29 protein-coding genes and 1 pseudogene are annotated in these 26,588 nt (G+C 60.7%); 7 read left to right on the top strand and 23 right to left on the bottom strand.

Translation table 11 applies throughout. From position 1 onward, the window contains the following. Positions 1 to 5: 5 nt before the first annotated feature. The 6 genes from DYL61_RS27940 to DYL61_RS27915 form a co-directional block, all read right to left on the bottom strand. Positions 6 to 659, bottom strand: a complete 654-nt coding sequence (locus tag DYL61_RS27940) for an HAD family hydrolase (RefSeq protein WP_135311038.1) — start codon at positions 657 to 659, stop codon at positions 6 to 8. Positions 660 to 688: 29 nt separating this feature from the next. Next, positions 689 to 1,678 carry an ABC transporter ATP-binding protein gene (locus tag DYL61_RS27935; protein ID WP_135311037.1) on the bottom strand — a complete coding sequence of 330 codons (990 nt, stop codon included), beginning with the start codon at positions 1,676 to 1,678 and terminating at the stop codon, positions 689 to 691. After that, on the bottom strand, positions 1,675 to 2,475 hold the full coding sequence (locus tag DYL61_RS27930; RefSeq protein WP_135311036.1) for an ABC transporter permease: 801 nt from the start codon (positions 2,473 to 2,475) through the stop codon (positions 1,675 to 1,677). Before DYL61_RS27930 ends, DYL61_RS27935 begins: the two co-directional genes overlap by 4 nt. Then, positions 2,462 to 3,298, bottom strand: coding sequence for an ABC transporter permease (locus tag DYL61_RS27925; RefSeq protein WP_135311035.1), 837 nt, complete (start codon positions 3,296 to 3,298; stop codon positions 2,462 to 2,464). Before DYL61_RS27925 ends, DYL61_RS27930 begins: the two co-directional genes overlap by 14 nt. Further along, on the bottom strand, positions 3,295 to 4,101 hold the full coding sequence (locus tag DYL61_RS27920; RefSeq protein ID WP_135311034.1) for an alkaline phosphatase family protein: 807 nt from the start codon (positions 4,099 to 4,101) through the stop codon (positions 3,295 to 3,297). The genes DYL61_RS27925 and DYL61_RS27920 overlap by 4 nt, the downstream gene beginning before the upstream one ends. Positions 4,102 to 4,307: 206 nt before the next feature. Further along, on the bottom strand, positions 4,308 to 5,384 hold the full coding sequence (locus DYL61_RS27915; protein ID WP_135311033.1) for an ABC transporter substrate-binding protein: 1,077 nt from the start codon (positions 5,382 to 5,384) through the stop codon (positions 4,308 to 4,310). A 340-nt stretch (positions 5,385 to 5,724) separates the two neighbouring features. Between DYL61_RS27915 and DYL61_RS27910 the strand changes: the two genes are divergently transcribed. Then, the gene (locus tag DYL61_RS27910) at positions 5,725 to 6,438 is read left to right on the top strand and encodes a UTRA domain-containing protein (protein WP_135311032.1); all 714 of its coding nucleotides are present in this window, start codon (positions 5,725 to 5,727) and stop codon (positions 6,436 to 6,438) included. Between the two features lie 142 nt (positions 6,439 to 6,580). Here DYL61_RS27910 and DYL61_RS27905 read toward each other — a convergent pair whose 3' ends face one another. The 8 genes from DYL61_RS27905 to DYL61_RS27870 all read right to left on the bottom strand — a co-directional run bounded on the left by DYL61_RS27905 (position 6,581) and on the right by DYL61_RS27870 (position 12,755). Continuing rightward, positions 6,581 to 7,540 carry a metal ABC transporter substrate-binding protein gene (locus tag DYL61_RS27905; RefSeq protein WP_135311031.1) on the bottom strand — a complete coding sequence of 320 codons (960 nt, stop codon included), beginning with the start codon at positions 7,538 to 7,540 and terminating at the stop codon, positions 6,581 to 6,583. Beyond that, on the bottom strand, positions 7,540 to 8,439 hold the full coding sequence (locus tag DYL61_RS27900) for a metal ABC transporter permease (RefSeq protein ID WP_105698864.1): 900 nt from the start codon (positions 8,437 to 8,439) through the stop codon (positions 7,540 to 7,542). Before DYL61_RS27900 ends, DYL61_RS27905 begins: the two co-directional genes overlap by 1 nt. Further along, positions 8,436 to 9,182: a metal ABC transporter ATP-binding protein gene (locus DYL61_RS27895; protein WP_135311030.1), complete on the bottom strand. Its 747-nt coding sequence runs from the start codon at positions 9,180 to 9,182 to the stop codon at positions 8,436 to 8,438. Before DYL61_RS27895 ends, DYL61_RS27900 begins: the two co-directional genes overlap by 4 nt. Then, on the bottom strand, positions 9,179 to 10,060 hold the full coding sequence (locus DYL61_RS27890; protein WP_420825094.1) for a metal ABC transporter substrate-binding protein: 882 nt from the start codon (positions 10,058 to 10,060) through the stop codon (positions 9,179 to 9,181). Before DYL61_RS27890 ends, DYL61_RS27895 begins: the two co-directional genes overlap by 4 nt. 73 nt (positions 10,061 to 10,133) lie before the next feature. Beyond that, on the bottom strand, positions 10,134 to 10,694 hold the full coding sequence (locus DYL61_RS27885; protein ID WP_135311028.1) for a DUF6162 family protein: 561 nt from the start codon (positions 10,692 to 10,694) through the stop codon (positions 10,134 to 10,136). Further along, on the bottom strand, positions 10,691 to 11,020 hold the full coding sequence (locus DYL61_RS27880) for a hypothetical protein (protein ID WP_135311027.1): 330 nt from the start codon (positions 11,018 to 11,020) through the stop codon (positions 10,691 to 10,693). The genes DYL61_RS27885 and DYL61_RS27880 overlap by 4 nt, the downstream gene beginning before the upstream one ends. Beyond that, the gene (locus DYL61_RS27875; RefSeq protein WP_135311026.1) at positions 11,017 to 11,556 is read right to left on the bottom strand and encodes a thiamine pyrophosphate-binding protein; all 540 of its coding nucleotides are present in this window, start codon (positions 11,554 to 11,556) and stop codon (positions 11,017 to 11,019) included. The genes DYL61_RS27880 and DYL61_RS27875 overlap by 4 nt, the downstream gene beginning before the upstream one ends. Beyond that, positions 11,553 to 12,755: a PepSY-associated TM helix domain-containing protein gene (locus DYL61_RS27870; protein ID WP_135311025.1), complete on the bottom strand. Its 1,203-nt coding sequence runs from the start codon at positions 12,753 to 12,755 to the stop codon at positions 11,553 to 11,555. Before DYL61_RS27870 ends, DYL61_RS27875 begins: the two co-directional genes overlap by 4 nt. A 272-nt stretch (positions 12,756 to 13,027) precedes the next feature. Between DYL61_RS27870 and leuC the strand changes: the two genes are divergently transcribed. Both leuC and leuD read left to right on the top strand, forming a co-directional pair. Further along, positions 13,028 to 14,446: a 3-isopropylmalate dehydratase large subunit gene (gene leuC / locus DYL61_RS27865; RefSeq protein WP_135311024.1), complete on the top strand. Its 1,419-nt coding sequence runs from the start codon at positions 13,028 to 13,030 to the stop codon at positions 14,444 to 14,446. Continuing rightward, entirely contained in the window at positions 14,443 to 15,057 is a 615-nt protein-coding gene (gene leuD / locus DYL61_RS27860; protein WP_135311023.1) for a 3-isopropylmalate dehydratase small subunit, read from the top strand. The genes leuC and leuD overlap by 4 nt, the downstream gene beginning before the upstream one ends. Positions 15,058 to 15,084: 27 nt before the next feature. Here leuD and DYL61_RS27855 read toward each other — a convergent pair whose 3' ends face one another. The 4 genes from DYL61_RS27855 to soxR form a co-directional block, all read right to left on the bottom strand. Next, positions 15,085 to 15,999, bottom strand: a complete 915-nt coding sequence (locus DYL61_RS27855; protein WP_193559463.1) for a LysR substrate-binding domain-containing protein — start codon at positions 15,997 to 15,999, stop codon at positions 15,085 to 15,087. A 39-nt stretch (positions 16,000 to 16,038) separates the two neighbouring features. After that, complete coding sequence (locus DYL61_RS27850) at positions 16,039 to 16,914, bottom strand: alpha/beta fold hydrolase (RefSeq protein ID WP_135311021.1); 876 nt, start codon at positions 16,912 to 16,914, stop codon at positions 16,039 to 16,041. 216 nt (positions 16,915 to 17,130) lie between these two features. Beyond that, positions 17,131 to 17,592: a VOC family protein gene (locus tag DYL61_RS27845; protein ID WP_135311020.1), complete on the bottom strand. Its 462-nt coding sequence runs from the start codon at positions 17,590 to 17,592 to the stop codon at positions 17,131 to 17,133. Positions 17,593 to 17,681: 89 nt separating this feature from the next. Then, complete coding sequence (soxR, locus tag DYL61_RS27840) at positions 17,682 to 18,122, bottom strand: redox-sensitive transcriptional activator SoxR (protein WP_135311019.1); 441 nt, start codon at positions 18,120 to 18,122, stop codon at positions 17,682 to 17,684. A 100-nt stretch (positions 18,123 to 18,222) separates the two neighbouring features. On the opposite strand from soxR, the gene DYL61_RS27835 reads away from it, so the two are divergent. Beyond that, on the top strand, positions 18,223 to 18,588 hold the full coding sequence (locus DYL61_RS27835; RefSeq protein WP_135311018.1) for an antibiotic biosynthesis monooxygenase: 366 nt from the start codon (positions 18,223 to 18,225) through the stop codon (positions 18,586 to 18,588). Here the strand turns inward: DYL61_RS27835 and DYL61_RS27830 are convergent. Further along, the gene (locus tag DYL61_RS27830) at positions 18,577 to 19,680 is read right to left on the bottom strand and encodes a sigma-54 interaction domain-containing protein (RefSeq protein WP_135311017.1); all 1,104 of its coding nucleotides are present in this window, start codon (positions 19,678 to 19,680) and stop codon (positions 18,577 to 18,579) included. The genes DYL61_RS27835 and DYL61_RS27830 overlap by 12 nt on opposite strands. A gap of 12 nt (positions 19,681 to 19,692) precedes the next feature. Beyond that, positions 19,693 to 20,880, bottom strand: coding sequence for an acyl-CoA dehydrogenase family protein (locus tag DYL61_RS27825; RefSeq protein WP_135311016.1), 1,188 nt, complete (start codon positions 20,878 to 20,880; stop codon positions 19,693 to 19,695). 320 nt (positions 20,881 to 21,200) lie between these two features. On the opposite strand from DYL61_RS27825, the gene DYL61_RS27815 reads away from it, so the two are divergent. The 3 genes from DYL61_RS27815 to DYL61_RS27805 all read left to right on the top strand — a co-directional run bounded on the left by DYL61_RS27815 (position 21,201) and on the right by DYL61_RS27805 (position 24,722). Next, positions 21,201 to 21,470, top strand: a complete 270-nt coding sequence (locus DYL61_RS27815; protein WP_135311014.1) for a hypothetical protein — start codon at positions 21,201 to 21,203, stop codon at positions 21,468 to 21,470. Positions 21,471 to 21,703: 233 nt separating this feature from the next. Continuing rightward, positions 21,704 to 22,864: a cysteine desulfurase family protein gene (locus DYL61_RS27810; RefSeq protein ID WP_135311013.1), complete on the top strand. Its 1,161-nt coding sequence runs from the start codon at positions 21,704 to 21,706 to the stop codon at positions 22,862 to 22,864. Between the two features lie 49 nt (positions 22,865 to 22,913). Next, positions 22,914 to 24,722, top strand: a complete 1,809-nt coding sequence (locus DYL61_RS27805) for an aminopeptidase P family protein (RefSeq protein WP_135311012.1) — start codon at positions 22,914 to 22,916, stop codon at positions 24,720 to 24,722. A gap of 47 nt (positions 24,723 to 24,769) precedes the next feature. On the opposite strand, the gene DYL61_RS27800 is transcribed toward DYL61_RS27805, so the two are convergent. The 3 genes and pseudogenes from DYL61_RS27800 to DYL61_RS31665 form a co-directional block, all read right to left on the bottom strand. Beyond that, entirely contained in the window at positions 24,770 to 25,051 is a 282-nt protein-coding gene (locus tag DYL61_RS27800) for a hypothetical protein (protein ID WP_027607138.1), read from the bottom strand. A gap of 168 nt (positions 25,052 to 25,219) precedes the next feature. Further along, a complete protein-coding gene (gene rhtA, locus DYL61_RS27795; RefSeq protein ID WP_135311011.1) occupies positions 25,220 to 26,107 on the bottom strand; it encodes a threonine/homoserine exporter RhtA in 888 nt (295 codons plus the stop codon). 268 nt (positions 26,108 to 26,375) lie between these two features. Then, positions 26,376 to 26,588: pseudogene (locus tag DYL61_RS31665) on the bottom strand (hypothetical protein); the annotation flags it as partial.

The raw sequence follows: 26,588 nt of genomic DNA, 5'->3' as shown, positions 1-26,588 counted from the left end.
CAGTGTCAGATCCAATGGTGAATCGGCCAGCCTGTCTGTTCGGCATGGGCGCGCAATACCGGATCCGGGTTCACCACCTGTGGAAATTCCACCTTGCTCAACAACGGCAAATCATTACGCGAATCCGAATAGAAATACGCCCCCTCCAACGTCTCACCTTCCTGCTCCAGCCATTCCAGCAACCGCGTGATCTTGCCTTCGCGGTAGGTCAGTACGCCCACCGTACGCCCGCTGTACACGCCGTGGCTGACTTCCAGTTCGATCCCCAGCACCTCATCAATGCCGATCCGCGCCGCAATCGGCTTGACCAGATGCGTGCCGGACGCCGAAATCACCAGGATCCGGTCGCCATTGGCCCGATGGCGGGCGATGGTCTTGGTGGCGTCGCTGTAGATCAACGGCTCGATCACGTCCTCCACCCATGGCTCCACCAGATGTTCAATTTCCGCCGGTGTGCGGCCGATCATCGGCTCCAGGCTGAAATCCATGAAGTCTTCCATCTTCAACTGGCCCTGGCTGTAGGCGGCCATCAACTCGTGGTTCTTGCGCATGAATGACTCAGGGTCGACCCAGCCCAGGCGGCCCATCTGCTCGCTCCACAGGGTGGCGCAGTCGCCGTGGATCAGGGTGTCGTCCAGATCAAAAATTACCAATGCCATCGGTCAGGCTCTCTCAATAAAACGTTGCATCAGGCTACTTCACACAGGGCGCTTGGGTCGATGAAAAGTGCCAGGCGTTGGCCCTCGGGGTACAGGTCGTCGGCCGAGCGGTTGAGTACGTCCACCACCAACTCCACACCGCGCGCTTCGATGCGGTAGCGAATCACGTTGCCCAGCAGGCTGTGGCTGCGTACCAGGGCGTCGAGTTCGCCACTGCGACTCAGCTCGATGGCCTCGGGGCGAATGGCGATGCGCCCGCTGATCGGGCGCTGCAGCAGTTGGCTGGCCTTGTCGGCGTCCAGCAGGTTGTAGTTGCCGATAAACCCGGCGGCGAATACATCCACTGGCGCGGTGTAGAGCGTCTCGGCATCGCCGCTCTGCACGATCTTGCCCTGGTTCATCAGGAAGATCCGGTCGGACATGGTCAGGGCTTCTTCCTGGTCATGGGTCACGAAGATGGTGGTCAGCCCCAGTTCGCGTTGGATCTGGCGAATCTGTTCGCGCAAGTGTTTGCGAATCCGTGCATCCAAGGCCGACAGCGGCTCATCCAGCAGCAACAGGCGCGGGCGCGTGACCAGGGAGCGGGCAAGGGCCACGCGCTGGCACTGGCCGCCGGACATCTGGTGCGGGTAGCGGCCAGCCAGGTCCTTGAGTTCCACCAGTTGCAGCACTTCCTGTACCCGTTTATGGCTGTCGTCGGCGTTGACCTTTTGCATGCGCAGGCCGAAAGCGACGTTCTGCTCCACGGTCATGTTGGGAAACAGCGCATAGCTTTGGAACACCATGCCGATGTTACGTTTCTGCGGACTCAGCGGGACGATGTCCTGCCCATCCAGCAGAATTTTCCCACTGTTCACCGAGGTCAGACCGGCGATGCAGCGCAGCAGGGTGGACTTGCCGCAACCCGAAGGACCGAGCAGGGTGACGAACTCGCCCTTGGCGATTTCGCAGTTGATATCGCTGAACACCGGTGTGCCGGCGTAGCTTTTTTGCAGGTGTTGGACGCTGACGAAGCTCATTGGCTTTTGTCCTTGTTCAAGATGTTGGCGGCCCAGGTCAGCACCAGTACGAAGAAGAAGTAGGAAATCACGACGGCACTGGTGAAGTGGCCGCTGCTGTTGCGCATGTTGTTCAGGTACACCTGCAGGGTTTCGTAGCGGGTGCCCACCAGGATATTGGCGAACACGAACTCACCGAACAGGAACGAGAACGACAGCAGCAGCGCCACCATCAGGCCTTTGCGCAGGTTTGGCAGCACCACCAGGATCGCCGCCTGCCAGGTGCTGGCGCCGAGCAGTTGTGAGGCGTCCATCAGGTCGCGCAAGTTGATGGCTTGCAGGTTGTTGGTGATCGCCCGGTACATGAACGGCAGCGCTACGGTGAAGTAGCAACCGATCAAAATCCACGGCGTGCCCACCATCGCCAACGGCCCGGAACCATAGAGTTGCAGCAGGCCCACCGACGACACCACCGGCGGCACCGCGAAGGGCAGCAGGATCAGAATGTTCATCAGCGCATCGAGCTTGGGAAAGTGGTAATGCACCACGAACAGCAGCGGCAGGATCAGTACCACGGACAGGATCAACGCGCCGACGCACACCAGCAGCGACTGCCCGAAGGCCATCAGAAAGCGCGGGTCGCTCCACAGCTGCACGTACCACTTCACGGTAAACCCGGCGGGCAGGATGGTCGCAGACCAACTGCTGGCAATGGAGTAGACAAAAGTGCCGAGTAACGGCAGCACCAGGATTGTAAACAGCAGGTACACCACGACCCGATGGTAGAGGGAGGCCGGGCCGGCTTCAGCGCGAGACATGGTAGCTCCTCTTGAGCAGCAGTTGATGGACCACGGTGACCACCGTCATCAGCGCCACCAGCACCACGGCCAGGGCGCTGGCCATATTCGGGTCGAGGGACACATCGCCGGAGACCAGGCCCGCGATGCGGATCGGCAGGACGTTGAAATTGCCGGTGGTCAGCGCATACACCGTGGCGTAGGCGCCCAATGCGTTGGCCAGCAGGATCACAAAGGTGCCCAGCAGCGCGGGCGTCAGCACTGGCAGGCCGATATGCCGCCAGAACTGCCAGCCATTGGCGCCGAGCAAGGCGGCCGACTCGCGCCAGTCCTCGCGCAGCGCATCGAAGGCGGGATAGAGCAGCAGCACGCCGAGGGGAATCTGGAAGTAGGTGTAGAGGATGATCAAGCCGGTCTTGGAGTACAGGTTGAAGTCCTGAATGATCCCCGCCTGCTTGAGCATGATCGTGATGCTGCCGTTGAACCCCAGCAGGATGATGAACGCGAACGCCAGTGGGACGCCGGCAAAGTTGCTGGTCATATTGGCGAAGGCGGTCACGAAATTGCGCAGCGGCGAGTCCACGCGGCGCAGGGAGTAGCTGCCCAGCGTGGCGATGATGATGCCGAACACGCTGGAGTAGAAGCTGATCTCCAGGCTGAACTGGATGGCTTGCAGGTAGAACTTCGAACTGAAGATACGCGTGAAGTTTTCCAGGCCCCAGCCGGCCTCTTCGGTTTGCAGGCTGTTGATCAACACCCACACCAATGGGGCGATTTCGAACACGATAAAGAACAGCGCGAAGGGCAGCAGGCACAAGAGCGCCAGCCATTTGCCTCGGGTCATTTCAACAGCTCCCGGCATACAGGTTTGTCGTGGGGCACGCCCAGCAGCTCGCAAATAGTGCCGCACAGGTCGGTCTGTTTCGGCGCGGCGCTGGCATCCAGGCTAAAGGCGTCGCCGAGCACGAACAGCGGTACTTCGCGTTCTTCTGGCAGCAGCCCGTTGTGGGAGCGGTCATTGTTCATGCCGTGGTCGGCGGTCACCAGCACTTGGTAGCCGGCGTCGAGCCAGGTTTGCAGGTAGTCGGCCAGGGTGATGTCGGCCGAGCGTGCACTGTTGCGATATTGCGGGGTGTCGAGGCCGTGCTTGTGGCCGGCGTCGTCGATGTTCATCGGATGCACCACCAGGAAGTCCGGCGCATGTTTGACGCGCAGGCTTTCGGCGTCGGCAAACAGGTGGGAATCGGGGTAGTGGTCATTCCAGTAGAAATGCCCGTGCTGGATCGCCAGCGCCTTGTCATCGGTATGACGATCACGGGCGGCGAGAAAGGGCGTGCGGTTATACAACTCGCTGACCCAATGGTAAGCCGCCGCCGCGGTGGTGAGGCCGGCGTCGGTGGCGTAGTGGAAAATGCTGCGCTGGTTCGACAGGCGCGAGACGTTGTTGTGCACGATGCCGCTCTCGATGGGCGGTACACCGGTGAGGATGCACTCATACAGCGGGCGGGACAGGGCGGGCAGTGCACATTCCAATTTGTAGAGGGCTGCGCGTCCTGCGCCGACATAGGCCTGCAAGTGCCCCATGGCGTGCCTCGCCACCTCGAAGTTCAGGCCGTCGAGTACGACAAGGATGACGTTGTGCTTCATGGGGGGAGGGTGCTCCGCGACAGATGGACTTGAATCTCTTTATCTGGAGAAACAGGGATCAAGTGTGGGAGGGGGCTTGCCCCCGATGGCGGTGAATCAGTCAATGAATGTGTCGAATGACACACCGCTATCGGGGGCAAGCCCCCTCCCACACAAGCCCTATTCCACATTGGGTCTTCGGTGGAAGCCCAATGTGGGTTGAAGCCTTACGGCATCTCTACGATGACCTGCTCATTCCACAGCTGAGGCAGCTTCTTGGAGGTGGCTTCCCAGGCATCGGCATCCTTGATTGGCTGCGGATTGGCCTTGGTGTACTGCTCGCCCGGGATCAGGTTCTTGGCGATATCGGCCGGCAGTTTCAGGTCGGTTTCGGCACGGATAGGACGTGCATTGCCTTTAGCCAGGTTGATCTGACCGGCATCGCTGAAGATGTATTCGCGGGTCAGCTTGGCGGCGTTCGGGTGTTTGGCGTATTTGTTGATGATGGTGGTGTAGCCGGATTTAACCGAGCCGTCCGACGGGATCAGCACCACGTAGTCATCCGGGTTGGCCATCTTGGCTTTGTAGCTCAGGCCGTTGAAGTCCCAGACGATCCCCACTTCGACTTCGCCTTTTTCCATGGTAGCGATGGTCGGGTTGGACAGTGACAGACGCCCTTGCTGGGCGATCTTGGTGAAAAATTGCAGGCCGGGGGCGATGTTTTTCTCGTCGCCTTTGTTGGCGATAGCGGCAGCGAGTACGGCGTTGGAGGCCTGGGCGGCGGTGCTTACGTCACCGACGGAAACCTTGTATTTGCCGCTTTGCAGGTCAGCCCAACTGGTGGGCACTTCGGAGCCGTGCAGCAACTTTTTGTTGACGATAAACGCGATGGTGCCGGTGTAGGCCAGGGCCCAGTGACCGTCCTTGTCTTTGGCCCAATCCGGCACCTGGGACCAGGTGGACGGTTTGTACGGCTGGGTGACTTCCTGCTTCACCGCAATCGGGCCGAACGCTGCGCCGACGTCGCCGATATCCGCGCTGGCGTTGTCATTTTCCGCCTTGAACTTGGCGATTTCCTGCGCCGAGCTCATGTCGGTGTCGATGTGCTTGAGGCCATAGGTCTTGGCCAGGTCTTCCCAGGTGCCTTTCCAGTTGGCCCAGTCATCGGGCATGCCGACGCTGTTGACGGCGCCTTCCGCTTTCGCGGCGGCTTCCAAGGTTTTTAGATCGGTATCAGCGGCCATGGCGGCGGTGCACATGGCAATGGTCGAGCCTAACAGTGATGCCAGGAAAAGCTGTTTCATCCGAAGCTCCTTTGGGCGTTTTCAACGCTGCGTTGTTGTCGACGTTTGGTCTAGGTCAGCAATACCTGAGCCAATTTAGGCTCGATGGATGACAGTTTCGTGTCGATGTCGTTTTTACATCGCGGATGTCGCGCGTCGCAGAGTGAGCGTAGACCATGCCCAAGTGCCCGTGGCGCCGGGACTTGGCCGATGTATTGCAGGGTGTGCAGGGGGCGGGGGACGCGGGTTGTCATCTGTCGGTCATCTGCAATGCCTAGGCTGGCATGCAGTCGTGCAAGCCCGATTACGGAGCGGTTTGTGCACCTGAACAGTGCTGGTCTAGTCCAGATAGGTAACGTTGATGCGTGATGAGGCAATCAAGGCGGTAACCTCCATCGGCCTGGCGCTGCAAGAGCAGATCGACCACGGCCTATTGCCGCCCGCCAGCAAACTGCCCGCCGAGCGCAAGCTCAGCGAGTTGTTTGGTACCACTCGGATTACCGTGCGGGAAGCCTTGTTACAACTGGAGGCCCAGGGGCAGATCTATCGCGAAGAGCGTCGCGGCTGGTTTGTGTCGCCGCCCCGGCTGGCCTACAACCTGATGCAGCGTAGTCACTTTCACGCGATGGTCAGTGACCAGGGACGGGTGGCGTCCACCGAAGTGATCTCGGCGCGGCTGCAACCGGCGTCGGCGGCGGTGTGCGCGTGGTTGCAACTGCCGGCGTTGTCCAGCGTGATCCAGATCTGCCGGGGCCGGCGGATTGATGGGCGGTTGGTGTTGTACGTAGAGCACTACCTGAACCCGCAGTATTTTCCGGGGATTCTGGAGTGCGACCTGAACCAGTCGATGACCGAGCTGTATGCCCGCCAGTACGACTTGCACTACGGGCGGGTGCGTTTCGAAATTGTGCCGACTTCACTGCCGGTGGAGGCCGCCGCCGCGTTGCGCGTATCGGTGGGCAGCCCGGGCTTGCGTATCGCCCGGGTCAACTATGACCAGCACCAGCGCTTGATCGACTGCGACCTGGAGTTTTGGCGGCATGATGCAATTCATGTCGGGGTGGACGTGGTTTGATCTTGTGGCGAGGGAGCTTGCTCCCGCTGGGTTGCGAAGCGACCCCAACAGCATCATCGCATTTTTCTGTAAGTACTCAGTCGCCGGTTTCAGGGCTGCTGCGCAGCCTAACGGGAGCAAGCTCCCTCGCCACAGGAAGGTGTCAGGGGGTAAGTGTCTTGATCACCTGATCCACATTGGTTTCCAGCTCCGCTACCGGGTCTGCGCCGTCGACGTTCAACACCAGCAGTTGCGAACCGCCTGCGGTCACGGCTGCCTTCACGGCGTCACTCGGCTGACGGTGATGCAGCACCACGGCCACGTCGTTGTCCTTCAACTCGGTACTGAGTTTCTGTAAGCCCTCAGCCGTCCAATCCGCGTCAGGCCGTGCATCGGTGCTGACCACTTCGAGGTTCAAGCTGCTGACCAGGTAAGCGAAGTGATCGCTCAAGCTGACCACCGTGAGGTTATCCGCCTTGGCCAGCCGCGCTTCGCTGTCGGCGGTGAGCTTGAGCAGGCGTTGCTTGAGCGCGGCGAGGTTGGCATCGATTTTTGGCTTGGCGCCGGGGGCCAGGCGGCTCAGGTCGGCGGCCAGCACATCGGCCATACGGCCCATATTGTTGCTTGATTGCCATGGCTGGCTGTTCAAACCATCGGTGACGCCCGGTTGCAGGGCGATACCCGGCAGGCCACCGTCCACCGGGCGTGCGGCGTCGACTTCGACGATGCGGATGTTGCTGCGGCGCGCCACCGGGTACAGCGGGTCATCGGCCCATAAGGAACGCAAGCCGATGGCCGCGTCGGCGCCTTCGGCGAGCTTGCTCAGCGCCGGAGCGCCACGGCCAGTGAAGTAGGACACCTGCCGCGAGCCGGGCAGGTTGGCCGGCGCGGCACGTTCAAGTTGCACGTCGGTACCTTTGAGCAGCGCCTCGGCCAAACCGTAGGTAATCGGCAACGACGCCAGCACTTTGACCGGCTTGATCGACTTGGCCTTGCTCAACGCTGCATGGCCCAGGCCATGGTTGGTTTTGAAGTCATTGGCCGCGAAACCGTCGACAGCCAGCGCCGACGTGCTGATCAAACAAGCGATGGCCAAGGCCAGTGGACGAAAGACAGGGCGCATTATCCAAGATTCCCTTTGAGGCTGGGCACGATGCCGCGCGCGATGGCGGCGAGGGCGAAGGCGATACCGGCCATCAGGATGATCGCTGCACCGGACGGGATAGGCAGGTCAAAGATGATCGGCAACAGGATCCCGCACAGGGTGCTGACGGTGGCAATCGCTACCGAGACCCAGAAGAACCCCTTGAGCGACTGGCTCAACAGGCGCGCCGCAGCGGCCGGGATCACCAGCAGCGCCCCCACCAGGATCGCGCCGATCACCTTGACCGCCGCGACGGTGATCAGCGTCACCAGAATCACGAACAGGTAATCCAGGGTCTTCACGGCCACGCCACGCACGGCGGCCAACTGCGGGTTGAAGCTGGCGAGCATGATGCGGTTGTACAACGGCAAGGCCAGGGCCATGACCAATGCGCCAACAATCGCCAGCACCAGCAGGTCATTGCCGTTGACCGTCAGCACCGAGCCGAACAACACGTTTTCCAGGATATGCACGTTGATCTTGCCCGCCAGGATCAGCAGCAAGCTTGCACCCAGCGCCAGGGACACCGAGAGGAACACGCCGATCAAGGTGTCTGGCGCTAGCCCCGTGCGATTGCGCAAGTAGTTGAGCAGGATGCCGAACAACAGGCAGTAACCGAACAGCGCGCCATACGGCCCGGTGTAGGGTTCGCCCAGCAAAATGCCCACGGCCACGCCGGTCAGGGCAGCATGGCCGACCGCCTCGGAGAAAAACGCGAAGCGCTTGACCACCACCAGCGTCCCCAGGCCGCCCAATACCGGGCCGATCAACAGGCCGGCGAGCAGGGCGTTGACCACAAAGCCATAGGCCAGTGCTTCCGGCAAATAACCCGAAGAGGCCCAGCCCTGGACCATCAAGCGAAACGCTTCATAACTCATTGCGCCGGGCTCCGAGGATGGGTGGAGAACAGGGTCAGCAGGCGGTCCGGGGTCAGCGCCTCCTTTGGCGTGGCATCGAACAGCACGCGGCGGTTAAGGCCGGTGACACGGTCGGCCAGGCGGCCCACGGCTTCCAGGTCGTGTTCGATCCACAGCACGGTGATTCCGGCCAGGCGCCAGTCATTGAGCAGACGCTCGAACACCTGGATGCCGGCTTCGTCGAGGGCCGACATCGGCTCGTCGAGTACCAACAGTTGCGGTGTCGGAATCAAACCCTGGGCCAGCAACACGCGCTGGCGCTCACCACCCGACAGCGCACCCATGCGCCGCTTGCGTTTGTCCTGCATACCTACGCGCTCCAGCGCATCAGCCATGGCGCCTGCGTAGTGTTTGGACAGGCCGAGAAACGCCGGACGTCGCTGGCACATGGCAGCCATGAAATCATCCACGGTCATCGGCAAGCCCCGATCAAACTCCAGGGCCTGGGGCACATAACCGATGGTGCCCACGGTGCCGGGCCATTGCAGGCGCAATTGCCCTTGGTGGGGTGTTTGCCCCAGCAGTGTCTTGATCAACGAGCTTTTGCCGCCGCCGTTGGGCCCCACCAGTGCATGGATGCTGCCCGGCTCGACCTGGAAGCTCACGCCATCGAGGATCGTGGTGCGGCCCAAGGTCAGGGACACCTTGTCGAACGCAATCGTCGGGCCAATGCTGGCCATGTTCAGTTGTTCCGCCGCCGTCATGCCCCCGACTCCTGAATCGCCCGGACCACGGTGTTGAGGTTGCCGGTCATCTCCACTTCGTACTTCTCAGGCGTGTATTCGCCGTAGGAAATGTGCGACAGCGGGTACAGCTTGACCCCTGACTCACGCTGGATGGTCTCGACATAGGTGGACGGGAAATCCATCTCCGAGAAGATCACTTTCACATCCAGCGCGCGCAGCTCGTCGATGGTCTTTTTCAACTGGCTCGGGCTGGGTTCGATGCCGTGGGCCGGTTCGACCACCGCCGTGACTTCCAGGCCGAACTCGCGCAGCAGGTAGTCATACGCCGCATGCACGGTGGCCACGCGCAGGTCCGGGTTGGGTGCGCTGGTCAGCTTGGCGAGCGCATCGGCGCGCATCTGGCGCAGGCGCTTGCCGTAGGCGCGGGCGTTTTGGGTATAGGCCTTGGCGTTGTTTGGGTCGAGCTTGCCCAATTCACGGGCGATGTTGTTGACCTGGGCAATCGACGCACTGATCGACAGGAACGTGTGTGGGTTGACCACTTTGCCCGCACCGCGCGCGGCGTTGCCGGTGGCGGCCAGCAGTGGCACGTTTTGGTTGGCTTCGATCACCGCAATGTCCGGGCGCTCGCTGGTGGCGATCATGCGGTCGGCGAAATCGTCATGGCCGACGCCGTTGAGCACGATCACGTCCAGGGTGCCGATGCGCTTGATGTCATCGGCACGTGGTTCGTAGGCGTGTGGGTTGAAACCCGCTGGAATCAGCGGCACCACTTCGGCCTTGTCGCCGACGATATTGGTCACGTAGCTGTAGTAGGGGTGCAGGGTGATGCCGATACGCAGGCGTTTGGCGGCTTCGGCATTGGCGGCTTCGGCGTTGGAGAGAGGGCTAAGCATCAGGCTGAACAGGCCAACCGCTAGCAGGCGTAACAGGGACGATGAAATAGACATGGGCAATCGGTCTTCTCGTTCAGTGACGGTGCTGGCGGGTCACGCCAGCATCGAATTGCGTGACCACCTGTTGCCAACCGGCCGCGATCAGCCCTTGGTCAGACAGGTCGGAAGGCGCGGCGAGGTTGGCGCTGCGATTGAGCCAGATATCCGGCTCGGCGCCGTGCACGCGCATCAGCAGCGAACCGCTGGTGCCGGTGGCTTGGCTCAAGCCCAGGTAGGCCGCAGGCGGCAGCACCTGCCAGCGATGGTTGCCACGGCTGACCGAACTGGCGTCCTGGGCGAACGGTGCAAAACCTTCTTCGGCCAACTGTTCCGGAGTGGGCAACTCGCTGTGTTCCTGCTGCAACAACTGGATCTCATCCAGGGTCACTCGCAAGTCGGCATAGATGCCTTGCTCGGCGGCGCTCAGGTCGCGGCGGGCGTCCAACTGGTGACTGGGCACGGCCACCACTTCCTGGGATTCGCTGTGCAGCGCAATCACCGAGCCGGCCACCGCGAGGATGATCAGACACAGCAGCAGGACGTAGAGGGTCTCGTGGCCGGCACCGGCCGGGCGTACAACCTGTGTGGTACTCATTGCGGCTGGATGTCCGCTTGGTCGATTTCCACCACGTGGCCGGGGCCTGCATCAAACAGCACGTAGAACTCGGCAGAGGGCTTCTTGAAGGTCAGGGTCGAGTCCTGGCCAAGCTTGCCCGGTACCAGGATAGTTTCGTCGTAGCCGATCACATCGAGGGTCACGCCGGGGGCGCCGCTGCCGTCGGAAAAACCGCCGGTACACTGGATTTGCTCGCCCGGGATCTCCTTGCATTCGCACATCGGGTTGTGGGCCAGGGCCACGGTACTGAAACCGACACCGATCAACAGGGCGCCGCAGGCGCGCGTCAGGCGCATCAAAGTCATGGTTTAACTCCTTGCTTGTTCAGCCAGGCAATAGTGGCAGGCGAGGCCTGGCTCAGCGGGATGGAACCCTGGTGCATGCTGCCGTCCCAGCCTTCCATGGTGACCCACACTTCGGCGTCCACCGGGGTGCGCTCCGGCACGGGAAGGGCAGCACCCATGCGGTACGGCGTGCCGAAGAAGATCACTCCGGCGGCGCGCAGGCTGCGCGGCTTGCCGATACGCAGGTAAGTGGCCTTGACCTGATCGGCGCAGGTTTCGCACAGGGCGGCGTTGAAGAATTTCATCGGACCCGCCGGGTCGGGGGTGGGGCCTTCATTGCGAAACTCGGCGAGGGTCAGGCTCCAGGGGCCGACCTGCACGTGGCCGGCGACTCGCTCACCGATGCCGGCATCCCCGCGAAACAGCGCGGCATCGGCAAAGTACTTGGGCATGAAACCCAGCGGCACCAGCAACAGCAGGATATTGATATGGAACCGCCATTTGAGCCAAAAGGCCCGCAACGGCGAGGGCGGTGCAGCAGCGGCGACCTTGCTCATCGGTTGCCCTCCGTGGTTTCAGCCTGCAGGGCAGGGATGGGGACGGGTTGGCGCGGGGCTTTGTTACTGCGCTTGAGCGCGTTGAGGCTGGCCAGGGCGGTGCGTTTGGTCCAGATCAGCAGGCCGCTCAGCACCATCATGCTCAGGATCAGGCCGAAGAACGCCCAGATCAGTTTGATCCAGATACCGCCAAAGTCGCCGGTGTGCAGTGGGCGCATCGACTCGGTGACAAATTCGAGGGCTGTGCGATCGGACAGCATGTGCGAGACGGCGATCTCACCGTCATAGGGGTTGAGCTGTGCGGTCTGGTACATCAACGGGTACCAGCCCCGGCCACCAATCTGCAAATGACTGTAGGCGTTCAGGGGCAGGGTCACGAAACTGGCCTCCAGCCCGGGAATGCGTTGGGTGGCGATTTCAATGGCTTGGTCCAGCCCAATCATCGGCGCCGGTGCGCCAGACGCAGACATCGGGACTTTCTCCCGGGCGACCACCGGCACAACGGGTTCGCTGGAAATCGAAATCTGGTTATCCCCCAGGATCGCCTGGATCAGGAACCAGGTGCCGGTGATGGAGATGACGGCGATAAACCATATTGACCAGATACCACTCAGACGATGGAAATCGCCCCAGAAGATCCGAGCGCCATGGCGGATTCGCAGAGTCGGCTTGAGAAAGCCCTTCCAGAACCGCTTGTACACCACAAGGCCGGTGACCAAAGACGCCAGCATCGGCAAGCCCAGCAGCGACACCAGGTACCAGCCCCAGCTGTAGCCGTTGGTGAACGGCACCAGCCACCAGCCGTGGAGGGCGCGGGTAAATTGCTGGAAGTCGAACGACGGGCTGATGCCCTGGATGGCACCGGTGTAAGGGTTGGCGAAGGCCGCCACTGCGCGTCCGTCAGGGTAGGTGAGGCGTACTGTCAGTGCGAAGTGTGACTCATCGGGCCGAATGATTCCCCGTACGATTACCTTGGGGTCCTCGCGCTTGATAGCGGCGATCACCTGTTCAAAGCTCAACGGTTCGGCATCCTCGGAGGGCTTGCTCGCGCGGATATCCGGGTTGGCCAACCAGACGATTTCCTGGCTGACCACCGCCAGGGTGCCGGTGAAACAGACGATCAGTACAAAGAACCAGATGGGCAAAGCCAGCCAGCTATGTACGAGAAACCAGAGTTTTGAGCGTGACTTCTTCGACATGTGAATGCAGGTCTTGATCGGAGGGGGGCAAAGGAGGCCCGGAAAAGGCCGGTCGTAGCTTTTGCTGACGCGACGGGCTGTATCTAAGTTAAGACGGATGAGAATCGCAAAACCCTAAGTCGAACATGAAAGCAAATGTTTCAGGTTTACGGTTCCGCTGGTTTGAAGCCTTGATCGAACACGAAACATGTTTCAAGTCATCACCCAAGCGCCATTGATGGCGTGGGCGCGCTGCGTAGGATGGGCACCAACCGTTGAGTGAGCCCAAAAAAATGACTGCCAGAACCCTCTACGACAAACACATTGATTCCCACACGGTGTGCCCCCTGGACGACCAGGGCCATGTCCTTCTTTATATAGATCGCCAGGTGATCAACGAATACACCAGCCCGCAGGCGTTCAGCGGGTTGCGTGAGGCTGGCCGCAGCGTTTGGCGCCCCGGCACGGCGTTGGCCGTGGTCGACCATGTAAACCCCACCACGCCCAGGCGCGTTGCGGCGATGCCCGATGCGGGCGGGGCGCGGCAGGTGTCGTACCTGGCGGAGAACTGCCGTGACTTCGGCATCGAACTGCTGGATATCCTCGACAAGCGCCAAGGCATCGAACACGTGATCGCCCCGGAGCAGGGCTTTATCCTGCCGGGCATGGTGATTGCCGCTGGCGACAGCCACACCACCACCTACGGCGCGCTCGGCGCATTCGGGTTTGGTATCGGCACCTCGGAAATCGAACACCTGCTGGCTTCCCAGACGTTGGTCTACAAACGTCTGAAAACCATGCGCGTCAGCGTCGACGGTGCGTTGGCTCCGGGGCTTACGTCCAAGGATGTGATCATGGCGTTGATCGGCAAGATCGGCGCATCCGGCGCCAGTGGGTATGTCATCGAGTTTCGTGGCACCACGATTGATGCCCTGAGCGTCGAAGCGCGCATGACCATCTGCAATATGGCGGTAGAAGCCGGGGCGCGCGGGGCGTTTATGGCGCCGGATGAAAAGGTCTTTGCCTATCTCAAAGGCAAGCCCCGTGCCCCCAAGGGTGAATTGTGGGACCAGGCATTGATCGGCTGGCGCCAACTGCATTCGGATACCGACGCGGTGTTCAACCAGGAAGTACACCTCGACGCCACGACCCTGGAACCCATGGTGACGTGGGGCACCAGCCCTGACCAGGCCGCGCCCATCGGCGCCCGCGTGCCCGACCCGCAGGCCATCAGTGACCTGATCCTGCGCCAGGACATGCGTCGCGCCCTCAACTACATGGGTCTGGAAGCCGGCATGCCGCTGAGCGATATCGTCATCAGCCACGCGTTTATCGGTTCTTGCACCAATGCCCGCATCGAAGACCTGCGCGACGCCGCCAGCGTCGTGCGTGGCAAACACGTTGCCAGCCACGTGCGGGCGATGATCGTGCCAGGCTCCACCGAAGTGCGTGACCAGGCCGAGGCCGAAGGGCTGGCGGCGATTTTTATCGATGCCGGCTTTGAATGGCGTCAGTCAGGCTGCTCGATGTGCCTGGCGATGAACGACGACGTGCTGGCCCCCGGCGACCGCTGCGCCTCCAGCACCAACCGCAACTTCGAAGGTCGCCAGGGCGCGGGTGCACGCACCCATCTGATGAGCCCGGCGATGGTCGCCGCGGCCGCGATCACCGGCCGCCTGACCGACATCCGCCACTTTGGAGACCGCCCATGAGCCTGCAACCCTTCACCCAAGTCACCGGCAAGGCCGCGCCGATGCTGGCGGCGAATATCGACACCGACGTGATCATGCCCAAACAGTTTCTCAAGGGCATCGACCGCAGCGGCCTGGACCGCGGGTTGTTCTTCGATCTGCGCTTTTTGGCCAGTGGCGAACCCAATCCCGAATTCGTGCTGAACCAACCGGCATGGCAGGGCGCGAGCTTTATGGTGGTGGGGCCGAACTTCGGCTGTGGCTCCAGCCGTGAGCATGCGGTGTGGGGCTTGAAGCAGATGGGCATTCGGGCGCTGATCGGCAGCAGTTTTGCCGGGATTTTCTATGACAACTGCCAGCGCAATGGGGTGTTGTTGATTACGTTGGAGGAGGCACTGCTCCAATCGTTAGGACAGGCAGTCAGCCAGCCGAGCCATGCGCATATCAGTATCGACCTGGAAGCCCAAGCGATTCATCTGGCGGATGGCCAGGTCATTTCCTTCCAGATCGATACCCTGCGCAAGACCGCGTTGCTGCTGGGGCTGGATGCGATTGGCAGCACCTTGCAGCGCAGCGAGCAGATCAAGGCCTTCGAGCGCCAGCACCTGCAAGCCAACCCGTGGCTCAACTGATACAACCGGGGTCAATGTGGGAGGGGGCTAGATCGACAACCCCTTGAAATGCTCCTGCAAAAACTCCACACACGCCCGCAGCTTCCCGGAGTGCGCCAATCGCGTCGGGTACACCGCCCACACATTGGCACTCTGGGTAGAGTCGTGCAGCACCTGCACCAGCTTGCCTTGTTCCAGCAACGGCTTCACATCCCACATCGAGCGCAGCAATACCCCACGTCCATCCAGCGCCCACTGCAATACGATCTCGCCATTGTTTGACGACAGTGGCCCGCGTACCCGCACGCTCTCCTGCACGCCTTCGCGCTCCAGGTCCCAAATGCCAAACGCATTGTCACGCTCCTTGATCACCAGGCAGTCGTGATGCTCAAGGTCACTCAGTTGTTGCGGCGTGCCCCGGCGTTGCAGGTAGGCGGGCGCAGCACACAGCACCCGGCGATTGCTCACCAACTGCCGGCCAATATGTTGGCCGGGGATGTCGTCGCCCACACGGATTTCCAGGTCGAAGCCTTCGTTGACGATATCCACCACACGGTCGAACAGGTCCAGGCGGATTTCCAGTTCCGGGTATTGCTCCGCCAGCAGGGACAGGGCAGGGGCCACATGGTTGCGTCCAAAGCCGAAGCTGCTGCACAGGTGCAGATGGCCGCGCGGGCTGTCGTGGGCGTCGCACAATTCATCGGACAGTTGCTGGAAGTCTTCAAGGATACGCACGGCCCAACGCTGGACCCGTTCTCCATCTTCGGTGAGGGCCACGCGGCGGCTGGTGCGGTGCAATAGACGAGTGGCGAGGGTGGTCTCGAGGATCTGGATGCGCTTGCTGACATACGCAGGCGACAACCCCAGCTCATCGGCGGCCGCTGCGAAGCCGGCCTTGCGGATCACGGTCAGAAATACCCGCAGGTCTTCGGGCAGGGGCACGGTAGCTTTCTTGTTAGTCATCAGGCACGAGCGTGGCGGCATGAGCCGCCAGAATAGCACTCAGCGCAGGAACGCCAGCACTTCCTCCAGCAATAAGCCGGGAGCTTCCTCGGCGATGTAATGGCCGGCCGGCAGGGCCCTGCCCCGCACGTCGGTGGCGACTTTCTGCCATTCCTTGAGCGGCTCGAAGCAGCGGCCGACGGTGCCTTCGGCGCCCCACATCACCAGCAGCGGCAGGTTGAGGTGATGGCCAGCGTCGATATCCGCCTTGTCGTGTTCAAGGTCGATGCTGGCAGCGGCGCGGTAGTCCTCACAGATACCGGTGGCGGCACCCGGCAGTTGCAGGCAGCGCAGGTACTCGGCGAAGGCCTCGTCGGTAAACGGCTTGAGCCCGGCACTGCGGCTGCCCATCACACTGCGCAGGTACAACTCGGGGTTGCTCTCGATCAAGGTTTCCGGCAACGGTGCCGGGCGGATCAGGAAGAACCAGTGCCAGTAGGCGCGGGCGAAGGCATCGTCGGTCTGTGCGTACATCGACAAGGTCGGGGCGATATCCAGCAGCACCATGCGTTGCACGGCGCTCGGATGGTCCAGGGCCATACGATGAGCCACCCGTGCGCCACGGTCGTGGGCCAGCACTGAAAAGGTGTCGAAGCCCAAGGCCTGCATTAACTCAAGCCCGTCCCGGGCCATTCGCCGTTTCGAATAATTAGCGTGATGGTCATCGGCCGGCGGCTTGCTGCTATCGCCGTAACCGCGCAGATCGGCGGCGACCACGGTGAAGTGCTCGGCCAACTGCTCGGCGACTTTGTGCCAGATCACGTGGGTTTGCGGATGCCCGTGCAGCAGGAGCAGGCCGGGGCCGGTGCCGCCTTTGCGGTAGCTGATGCAGACGCCATTGACAGGACACGCGTCTTTTTGGAAACCGGCGAACATGGAGTGATTCCTTGTAATAAGTGCCTGCATCGTGGGATGGCCAGGCTTGCGGGACAAGGGGGAAAGCGTGGAGGGGGTGTTCATGAAGTGTGTAGGAGCTAATGTGGGAGGGGGCTTGCCCCCGATGGCAGTGTGTCAGCCAGCCAATCTATAGCTGACACACCGCCATCGGGGGCAAGCCCCCTCCCACATTTAAGGTGTGGTGACCGCCAGAGGTTAGCTCTGCTGGAACATCTCCATGGCCCGCTGGCGAATCTGCTCCTCCGTCAAATCCTCCTTGCGAGTTGCCAGGAACCACACATGCCCAAATGGATCCTTCAACGTACCGGATCGGTCGCCATAGAACTGATCCTTGGGCTCGGAGATTGCAATGCCGCCAGCGGCTACAGCCTGTTTGAACTGCGCATCGACATCATCAACATAAAGATGGATACCGACGCTGGTATGACCGTCGCGCGGACTGCCAAACGGGCTTTCATCGCAGGGCGAGCCGAGCATGATCGGTGAGTCGCCGATACGCAGTTCGGCATGGCCCACCTTGCCATCAGGCATGTCCAGGCGCATGACTTGGGTGGCATTGAAGGCCTTCTCGTAGAACTCGATGGCCTCGGCAGCTTTTTCGACGCCCAGGTAAGGCGTAATGCTGTGAAAACCTTCGGGGATAGCTTTAACGCTCATTTCGTTCTCCTTGATTGTGGTTATGGAGGAATGGCTTTTTCACTATAGGCCACGCCAATCAAGGGCTTCGACGATCCCGACGAGCAGGCTCAGCTCGGTTCCAGCAAGTGCGCCCCCGGACCACGCTCACCCAATTGGTCGTCCTGGTTGCGCAGCGGGCACGCCTCCAGCGACAAACACCCGCAACCAATACAGCCATTGAGCTTGTCCCGTAGCAGCATCAGCTTGTTGATGCGCTCATCCAGGTCTTCGCGCCATAACGCCGACAGACGCTCCCAATCCTTGGCGGTTGGCGTACGCCCATCCGGCAGCGTCTGCAGTGCTTCACCGATGGTCGCCAGGGGAATCCCCAAGCGCTGGGCAATCTTGATCACCACCACTCGCCGCAACACATCCCGTGGGTATCGTCGCTGGTTGCCCGCGTTGCGATTGCTCTTGATCAGCCCTTTGGTTTCATAGAAGTGCAGTGCTGTGACCGCCACGCCGCTGCGGGCCGCCAACTGGCCGACGGTCAGTTCTTTATTCAGCATGAAAAGCTCCGAAACAATGCTTGACCTTGACTTAACTAGAGGTTTTACCCTGCGTCGCATCGAATCGCAAGATTCTGCCTACAGAGAAAGGGGCGTGTTCATGCAGGTATCAGAGAGGAATCGCAGCTTCACTCAACTGATCGAATTCCACATCGAACCCCGGCAGCAGTTTGCCCTGGTGGCCGCGCTGTCCACCCAGAGTGAGCGTCTGGCCGCGGGCCATGGTGGCTTTATCAATGCGAGCGTGCAGGTCAGCGATGACGGGCGACGGGTGCTCAACTACCTGCAATGGCGCTCCCGCGAGGAGGGGGAAGCGGCCTTTAAATGCTTTGAGCATGGCGAAGAGGATTTCTGGACGCTGATTCGCGCCCATCAGGCCACGGCCGTGACCTTTGGTTCGTTCCAGGTACTGCGCAGTTTTGAGCGCAGCCATGACAACGCGTTGCACTGCCGTCTAAATGGATAGGTGCAGCATGCGCTCGCCTTGCACGTTTTCACCGGGGCGGCGTTTGTTCACCGCCAGCTCGCCGATTTTGATCAGGCGGGTGCGGGTGACGTTGCGGCTCAGGCCTAGCAAGTTGGCTGTGTGCACCTGGTTGTAGTGGCTGAATCGGTACGCGGCACGTAGCAAGGCGTCTTCGACTTTTTCGTGCAGCGCGCCGGCCTGCTCTTCGAAGAGTTTTTGAAACGCTCGCGCCAGCAGGGCTTCGGCGCTGTTGTCGGTGCTGTACTGGCTGTCGTCCTGACGCTCGATACGCATATTGGACAGGCGCAAATCGTCCCGCTCGATCACGCCATTTCGGCAGATCAACAACGTGTGGTGAATCACGTTTTCCAGCTCGCGGATATTGCCCGGCCAGCTGTAGCTCTTGAGTTTGTGTTCCGCCTCGCGGCTGATGGTGATCGGGCCGTAACCCAGGCGCTGGCTGTAGGCCTCGATAAAGTGCCGGGTCAGCGGCAGGATATCGCCGGGGCGCTCGCGCAGCGGGCTGAGTTCCAGGCTGACCACGTCAAGCCGGTAATAGAGGTCTTCGCGAAAATGCCCGGCGTTGATCGCCTTTTCCAGCTGCACGTTGGTCGCGGCCAATACGCGCACATCAATCGGAATGCTCTTACGCGACCCCAAGCGCACCACTTCGCGCTCTTGTAGGACGCGCAGCAGCTTGACCTGGATCGCCATCGGCAAATCGCCGATCTCATCGAGGAATAAGGTGCCGCCGTCGGCCTCTTCGAACCAACCGGCCTTGGCGCTGAGGGCGCCGGTAAAGGCGCCTTTTTCATGGCCGAACAACTCGGCTTCCACCAACGATTCGGAGAACGCGCCGCAGTTCACCGCCACGAACGGCCGATTGCGCCGGGCGCTGAGGTTGTGGATATGTCGCGCCACCAGCTCTTTACCGGTGCCGGTCTCGCCGATGATCAACACACTGGCTTCACTGGGCGCCACTTGCCGGATATGGTCGAGCAACGCCTGGGATTTAGGGTCTTCGAAGACTTGGGCGGTGGCGCGGATCGAGGTCGCAAGGGCGGGCGAGGGCGGTAGGGTTAACAGCTGCATGGGCACCTCTTCTTAGGAATAGAACGTAGGAATGGGTAGGGACTGGTTGAGCGCCCAATCCCCCAGTTCGTGGAGTTTGTAGTCCACCGGGTCGTGCAGGGTTTGCGTGCGCAGGTTGCGCCAGTGACGGTCCAGGCGCAGCGATGCGTGGGTGGAGCGTGCGCCAGTCACTTCGAACAGGCGGCTGCATAGGTCCAGGCCTTGGCGGGTGGCGGCAACTTTTGCGCTGGCGATGGCGATGGCCAGTTGGCCACGTTCGTTTTCGCTCAGGTTGGGGCCTTTGGCCCAGGCCTGGTCGAGCAAGTCGGCAGCACGTTCTACCAATAAGCGCACGCCTTCCAACGCCACCCAGAATTCGCCGTAGTGATGCAGCACATACGGGTCTTGGCTTACGTCCTCAGTTGGGGATTTATGCCAGGCGCGGGTTTCGGTCAGGGTGTAGTTGCGTGCTTCTTCAAAGGCGCCTTCGGCAATTCCGAGAAACATATGGGTGAAGGTCAATTGTGCGATCAGCGGGCGCAGACAGGCGAAGGGCGTGCTCAGCGGGCCTGGATCGAGCAGCAAGTCCGACTCCTCGACACGCACGCGCTCGAAGCTGGCGCTGCCGCTGTCGGTCTGACGCTGGCCGATATTGTTCCAGTCGTTGTGCAGGGTGATGCCACTGCGGCCGCTGGGGATTGCGGCAATCAGCAGCTTGCCGCCAGCGGTTTCATCGACCGCCGAAGCAATCAGCATTTCCGAATCGCTGGCGCCGGAACAGAAGCTCTTCTTGCCGGAAAACTCGCGCCAGCCGCCGAAATCCTTGACCACCGTGCGGGTGTCCAGCGGGTTGAGGGCGTTGCCCCAGAACCAGTTCTTGCGGGCAGTCTGTTCGAACCAGGGTTGCCATTGGTCCGGGCGCGAAAACAGGCGCACGGTGGCGAGCATCAAATGGTGAAAGCCGAAGACATGGGCGATGGAACTGTCGACCTTGGCGAACTCGCGCACGATGCCCAGGGTGTCGCTCCAGCGTGCGCCGAGGCCGCCGTACTGAGTGGGAATGCTCAGGGCCAACAGGCCGCTTTGGCGCAGGGCGTCGCGTTCGGCCTTGGGCGTGCCACCGCGCTCGTCGCGTTCCACGGCGCTCAGGGCGAATTCGGCGGCCAGCAACTTGGCGGTCTGCAAGGGAGATGGCAGGGCGCTGTGGGGTTTGGCTGTCACGCGGATTTCCTCAATGTCTGTCCCTTGATGCGCTCCGCTACTTGTTGCGGGTTGCCTGTGCATTTGTTGAATGTCTGTTGCCAGGGCAACAGTTGCGTGGCGAACAGTTGCGTTCGCTGTGGAGCCCGTTATAGAGGGTAAGGGTTATTCCGTAAACGAACTGATTTCCATATTTATAGATCTTTAGTGAATATGTGAGGGGTGATATCGAGGGTGCCGGCGCGGTTGATAGCCACTATCGAGGCAGGTGATTTTTCAGTGCGAGGGGGCGGGAGTAGCCTGTGTTCATTGACTTGAACCCACTTCGCAGAGCCGCCGCCATGAACCGATTCCTCGCTGTTTCCTTGTTGCTTGTCACTGCTGTCCTTGCCGGATGTGCGACTCATCCCGCTCCAGAATTACGCCCCTACACGGCGGAAGAAACCAAGCAACTGGCATTGGAGGCGCTGGGGCGTCGTGGGCTGTCATTTGATGACTACCAACAGCAGCGTGCGGCATTGATGGGCCAGCCACAAAAGTCCTACAGCTTCGATAACCAGGGCGAAATGAACGCCGAACGCAGCGTGGCGCTGCATGGTCGTCCAAGTTGAGTTCGCGCCCAGCGGCAAAAAGCCCGAGGCTTTCCTTAAGGAACCTCGGGCTTTTTGTTTTCCATGGCGCGACGTCAGCCTGTTAAGCTCAATTCCAGGAGCGTTCCTACGCACATTTACATCACGTGGTCCTTTTTTAATGGCATTCGATCGGTTAAACCTGACGACCTCTGTCCCGGTCGATGCCCCTGAGACGCTGCTCTTGGGAACCTGCTCTGCGAGTCTTTAACGTCATGAATAAACGTCCGCTGTATTTCGACTACGCCGCCACGACCCCCGTGGATGAGCGAGTCATTCAGGTAATGGTCGAGTGTCTGGGCTACAACGCCAATTTCGGTAACCCTGCCTCCAGTTCCCACGCGTTTGGCCAAGCCGCCCGGCACACGGTTGAACAGGCGCGTCGTCAGGTCGCCGACTTGGTCGGTGCACAGGCTGAGCAAATCGTCTGGACCTCTGGCGCCACCGAATCCAACAACCTCGCGATCAAGGGCGTGGCCCAGGCACGCGGTGTGGCGGGTGGGCACATCATCACCAGCCAGATCGAACACAAGGCGACGCTGGATACCGCGCGGCAACTGCAGGAAGCCGGCGTGGCTGTGACCTATCTGGTGCCGGATGCCGATGGCTTGATCAGCGCCCAGGCGGTCAGCGCAGCGTTGCGCGAAGACACCTTCCTGGTATCGCTGATGTTGGTGAATAACGAGTTGGGCACCCTAAACGACATTCCAGCCATCGGTGCACGGGTGCGTGAACACGGCGCGTTGCTGCATGTGGATGCCGCGCAAGGTGCGGGCAAGGTCGCGATTGATCTGGCCGAATGGCCGGTAGACTTGATGTCGTTTTCGGCCCACAAGCTGTATGGCCCCAAAGGCATCGGCGCGTTGTACGTCGGGCCTCGGGCACAGCAGAAAGTATTGGCACAGATCCACGGCGGCGGTCATGAAGGCGGCCTGCGCTCCGGCACCCTGGCGACCCATCAGATTGCCGGCATGGGCACCTCATTCGCGCTGGCGGCGGCGTCTTTCAATGAAGAAAAAGCAGTGATCGTGGCCTTGCGCCAGCGCTTGCTGGATCAGCTGGAGTCGGTGGCCGGCGTGCGCCTCAATGGCAGCGCCACGCAGCGTATACCTCACACTCTGAGCCTCACTTTTGGCGAGGGTGAATTCAACGCCACGGCGTTGAGCGCAGGTATCGCATTTTCCGCGACCTCTGCCTGCAACTCGGCGAGCAATGCGCCGTCCCACGTTCTTCTGGCACTGGGCCATGATGCACGCAGTGCCGGACGCACCATCCGCCTGAGCCTGGGCCGGTTTACCACCGAGCAGGATATCGACCAGGCTGTACAACTGATCAAGTCCGCCCTGGCCAGTGCCCCGGCTTTCTGGGCGGTCTGATTCAAACATCGCAACACATAATAATTATTCGTGGTTAGCAGGAGACACTATGAGCACACAGCCCTTGACCCATGGAACGGTTCCCCAGCGCCTGGCGCAGACCCGCGAGCTGATGAGCCGCGAAGGCATCCACGCCTTGCTGGTGCCGTCGGCCGACCCGCATTTGTCCGAGTACTTGCCGGGTTACTGGCAGGGGCGCCAGTGGTTGTCGGGTTTCCACGGTTCGGTGGGGACGCTGATTGTCACCGCGGATTTCGCCGGTGTTTGGGCGGATAGCCGTTACTGGGAGCAGGCGACCAAGGAACTCAAGGGCAGCGGTATCGAACTGGTGAAGCTGCAGCCGGGACAACCGGGGCCGCTGGAATGGCTGGCCGAGCAAACGCCGGAAGGTGCTGTCGTCGCGGTAGATGGCGCGGTGATGGCTGTGGCCTCGGCACGTACGCTGGGCAGCAAGTTGGCGGAACGTGGTGCGCACCTGCGTACCGATATCGATCTGCTGGACGAAGTGTGGCAAGACCGTCCCGGTTTGCCGAACCAGCCGATCTATCAACACTTGCCGCCGCAGGCGACCGTCAGTCGTGGTGAGAAACTCGCAACGCTGCGCGCCAGCCTGAAAGAGAAGAGCGCCGATTGGCACTTTATCGCCACCCTGGATGACATCGCCTGGCTGTTTAACTTGCGCGGCGGTGATGTCTCGTTCAATCCGGTGTTTGTGTCTTTTGCTTTGATCAATCAACAGCAGGCCACGTTGTTTGTGGCGCTGAGCAAGGTCGATGCAGCGCTGCGTGCTGTGTTGGAACAGGAGGGTGTCACCCTGCGCGACTACAGCGAAGTGGCCCAGGCCTTGCGTGCTGTGCCGTCGGGGGCCAGCCTGCAGGTTGACCCGGCGCGCGTTACCGCCGGTTTGCTGGAAAACCTGGACGCCGGCGTGAAGCTGATCGAAGGGTTGAACCCGACCACATTGGCCAAGTCGCGCAAAAGTCTGGCGGACGCCGAACATATCCGCCAAGCCATGGAGCAGGACGGTGCGGCCTTGTGCGAGTTCTTCGCCTGGCTGGATAGCGCGCTGGGGCGTGAGCGTATTACCGAACTCACCATCGACGAACACCTGACGGCTGCGCGTGCACGTCGCCCGGGGTATGTGTCGCTGAGTTTCAACACGATCGCCGCCTACAACGCCAACGGAGCGATGCCCCACTACCACGCCACCGAGGAAGAGCATGCGCTGATCGAAGGCGACGGCTTGCTGCTGATCGACTCCGGCGGCCAGTACCTGGGCGGTACAACGGATATCACGCGGATGGTTCCAATCGGCACGCCGAGTGAGGAGCAGAAGCGTGACTGCACGCGTGTACTCAAGGGGGTGATTGCGCTATCACGCGCACATTTCCCTAAAGGCATCCTGTCGCCGCTGTTGGACGCGATAGCCCGTGCGCCAATCTGGGCCGAAGGCGTGGACTACGGCCATGGTACCGGTCATGGCGTAGGCTATTTCCTCAATGTGCACGAAGGCCCGCAAGTGATTGCCTATCAGGCTGTGGCTGCGCCGCAAACGGCGATGCAGCCAGGGATGATCACCTCTATCGAGCCTGGGACTTATCGTCCAGGCCGTTGGGGTGTACGTATCGAGAACCTGGTGTTGAACCGCGAAACGGGCAAGACCGAATTCGGGGAGTTCCTCAAGTTCGAGACCTTGACCTTGTGCCCTATCGATACCCGTTGCCTGGAGCCGTCGTTGCTGACGGCCGACGAGCGAGAGTGGTTCAACGCTTACCACGCCGAGGTGCGTGAGCGCTTGAGCCCATTGCTCAGCGGCGCAGGGCTTGAGTGGTTGCGGGAACGTACGACCGCTATTTGACTGGAGTGAGAGGCAGGTGAGCAGTCAGAGGGTGACTGCTCAGTCGGCTATTTGCAGATGACAATCATGCTGCGGCTGGTGTAACCGGCAGGATTGAGCCCGAAAGGGTAGTCCCCTGGCTCTTCGGAGTTGTCACCGGATTTGGCGATAACTCGATAACCCTTTGCACCGCACGAATTGGTTGCACTGGTGTAGCACTGGTCCCAAGAAGACGACAGGCCGGAACAGTTGATGTGCAGCCCTTTTTTTCCCCGTTTTACTTCTGTCTTGGTGGTCGCGGCACAGCCAGCAATGGCCACGACCATTAACAGTATCAAAATTCGTTTCATTCCAATCCTTAATAGCCGCTTCGCAACAATGCTTTGAAGCAGGCTTTACTCGCGCTCGAGTGTAGCGTTCGTGCTGTCCTTGTCGAAATTCTCCATGAATGACATTCGTTTACGGCTTAAACATGGCCTAAATGATCGGTAAATACCAGAGCTACATTCAAAGAGGCGTCAATCCGCCGGAACCAGCGGCTTTGACTCGTTGTGCATCGTCAATGTTGCCCCTGCAGAGGCGAGGATAATGCAAGTGATCGCAAGCCATTGTGATAGTGACAGGTGTTCTTGCAGGAAGAGCAGGCCGGAAAGTGCACCGAATGCCGGTTCGATGCTCATGAGCGTACTGAAAGTGCGGGCGGGCAGGCGTGTCAGCGCGACCATTTCCAAGGTGTAGGGCAGGGCGGTGGATAGAACGGCGACGCCCAGGGCAACGGGGATCAATGCAGGGGTGAGTAATGCCGAGCCCGCGTGGATGATTCCGAAGGGTGCAACAAATAACGCGGCGATCATCACCCCAAGGGCGGCGGTTTGAACACCGTTGTCGTTACCGGCCTTTTGACCGAACAGGATATACAGCGCCCAGCAGACGCCAGCTCCCAATGCGTAGGCCGCACCGAGTAGGTCGATGCCGTTGCTGGTTTCTCCCGTCGGAATCAGGAGAAGCAGGCCAATGATGGCGAGAGCAATCCACAGGAAGTCCACCGCACGACGCGAGGCGTAGATGGCTACGGCGAGCGGCCCGGTGAATTCAAGGGCAACGGCAATACCCAAGGGCACACTGCGTAACGACATATAGAAGAGAAAGTTCATGCCACCCAATGCCATACCGTAGACGATGACGGTGCGCAGGGATTTGGCTGTCAGCTTGGCACGCCAGGGTCGTAGCAGGAGCAGCATGATCACGCTGGCGAAGATCAGGCGCAGTGCGGTCGTGCCTTGCGCGCCGACGATAGGAAACATGCTTTTTGCCAGCGAGGCGCCGGACTGGACCGAGGCCATGGCGATCAACAGTAGGCCGATGGGGAACAATGCAGTAGCCAGGCTGCGGGGGGAGGTGCTCATTGGGGGGGGTCCGAGATCTTATAAGAGGGGCGAGTCTGACGCTATGATGCTTAACAACTCTGAAATGAGCAATATATTGCTCAGTGGTCGGCATGCGCTGCTCTTTATATAGAGGGGGTTCGCAGATTTCAGGTTGTTTGATAGAAAACCTGAATTAAAGGTTGACGGCAGATTCTGGAGGCCTATAATTCGCCCCACTTCCGGCGCAGTCGAAACGGAAAACTCCTTGGTAAACAATGAGTTACGCAGTTTTCGACAGTCAGTTGCTTCAGTTTATCGAAGTCAGCAGGAAGTTGAAAAAGAGGTGTTGACAGCAGCGTGTAACGCTGTAGAATTCGCCTCCCGCTGACGAGAGATCGGAAGCGCAAGTGGTTGAAGTTGTTGAAGAAATCTTCGAAAGCTTCTGAAAATAATCACTTGACAGCAAATGAGGCTGCTGTAGAATGCGCGCCTCGGTTGGGACGAAAGCTCTTAACCAATC

Source organism: Pseudomonas nabeulensis (assembly GCF_004682045.1).
GTDB lineage: Bacteria > Pseudomonadota > Gammaproteobacteria > Pseudomonadales > Pseudomonadaceae > Aquipseudomonas > Aquipseudomonas nabeulensis.
This window is presented reverse-complemented; position numbering and strand designations above follow the sequence as displayed.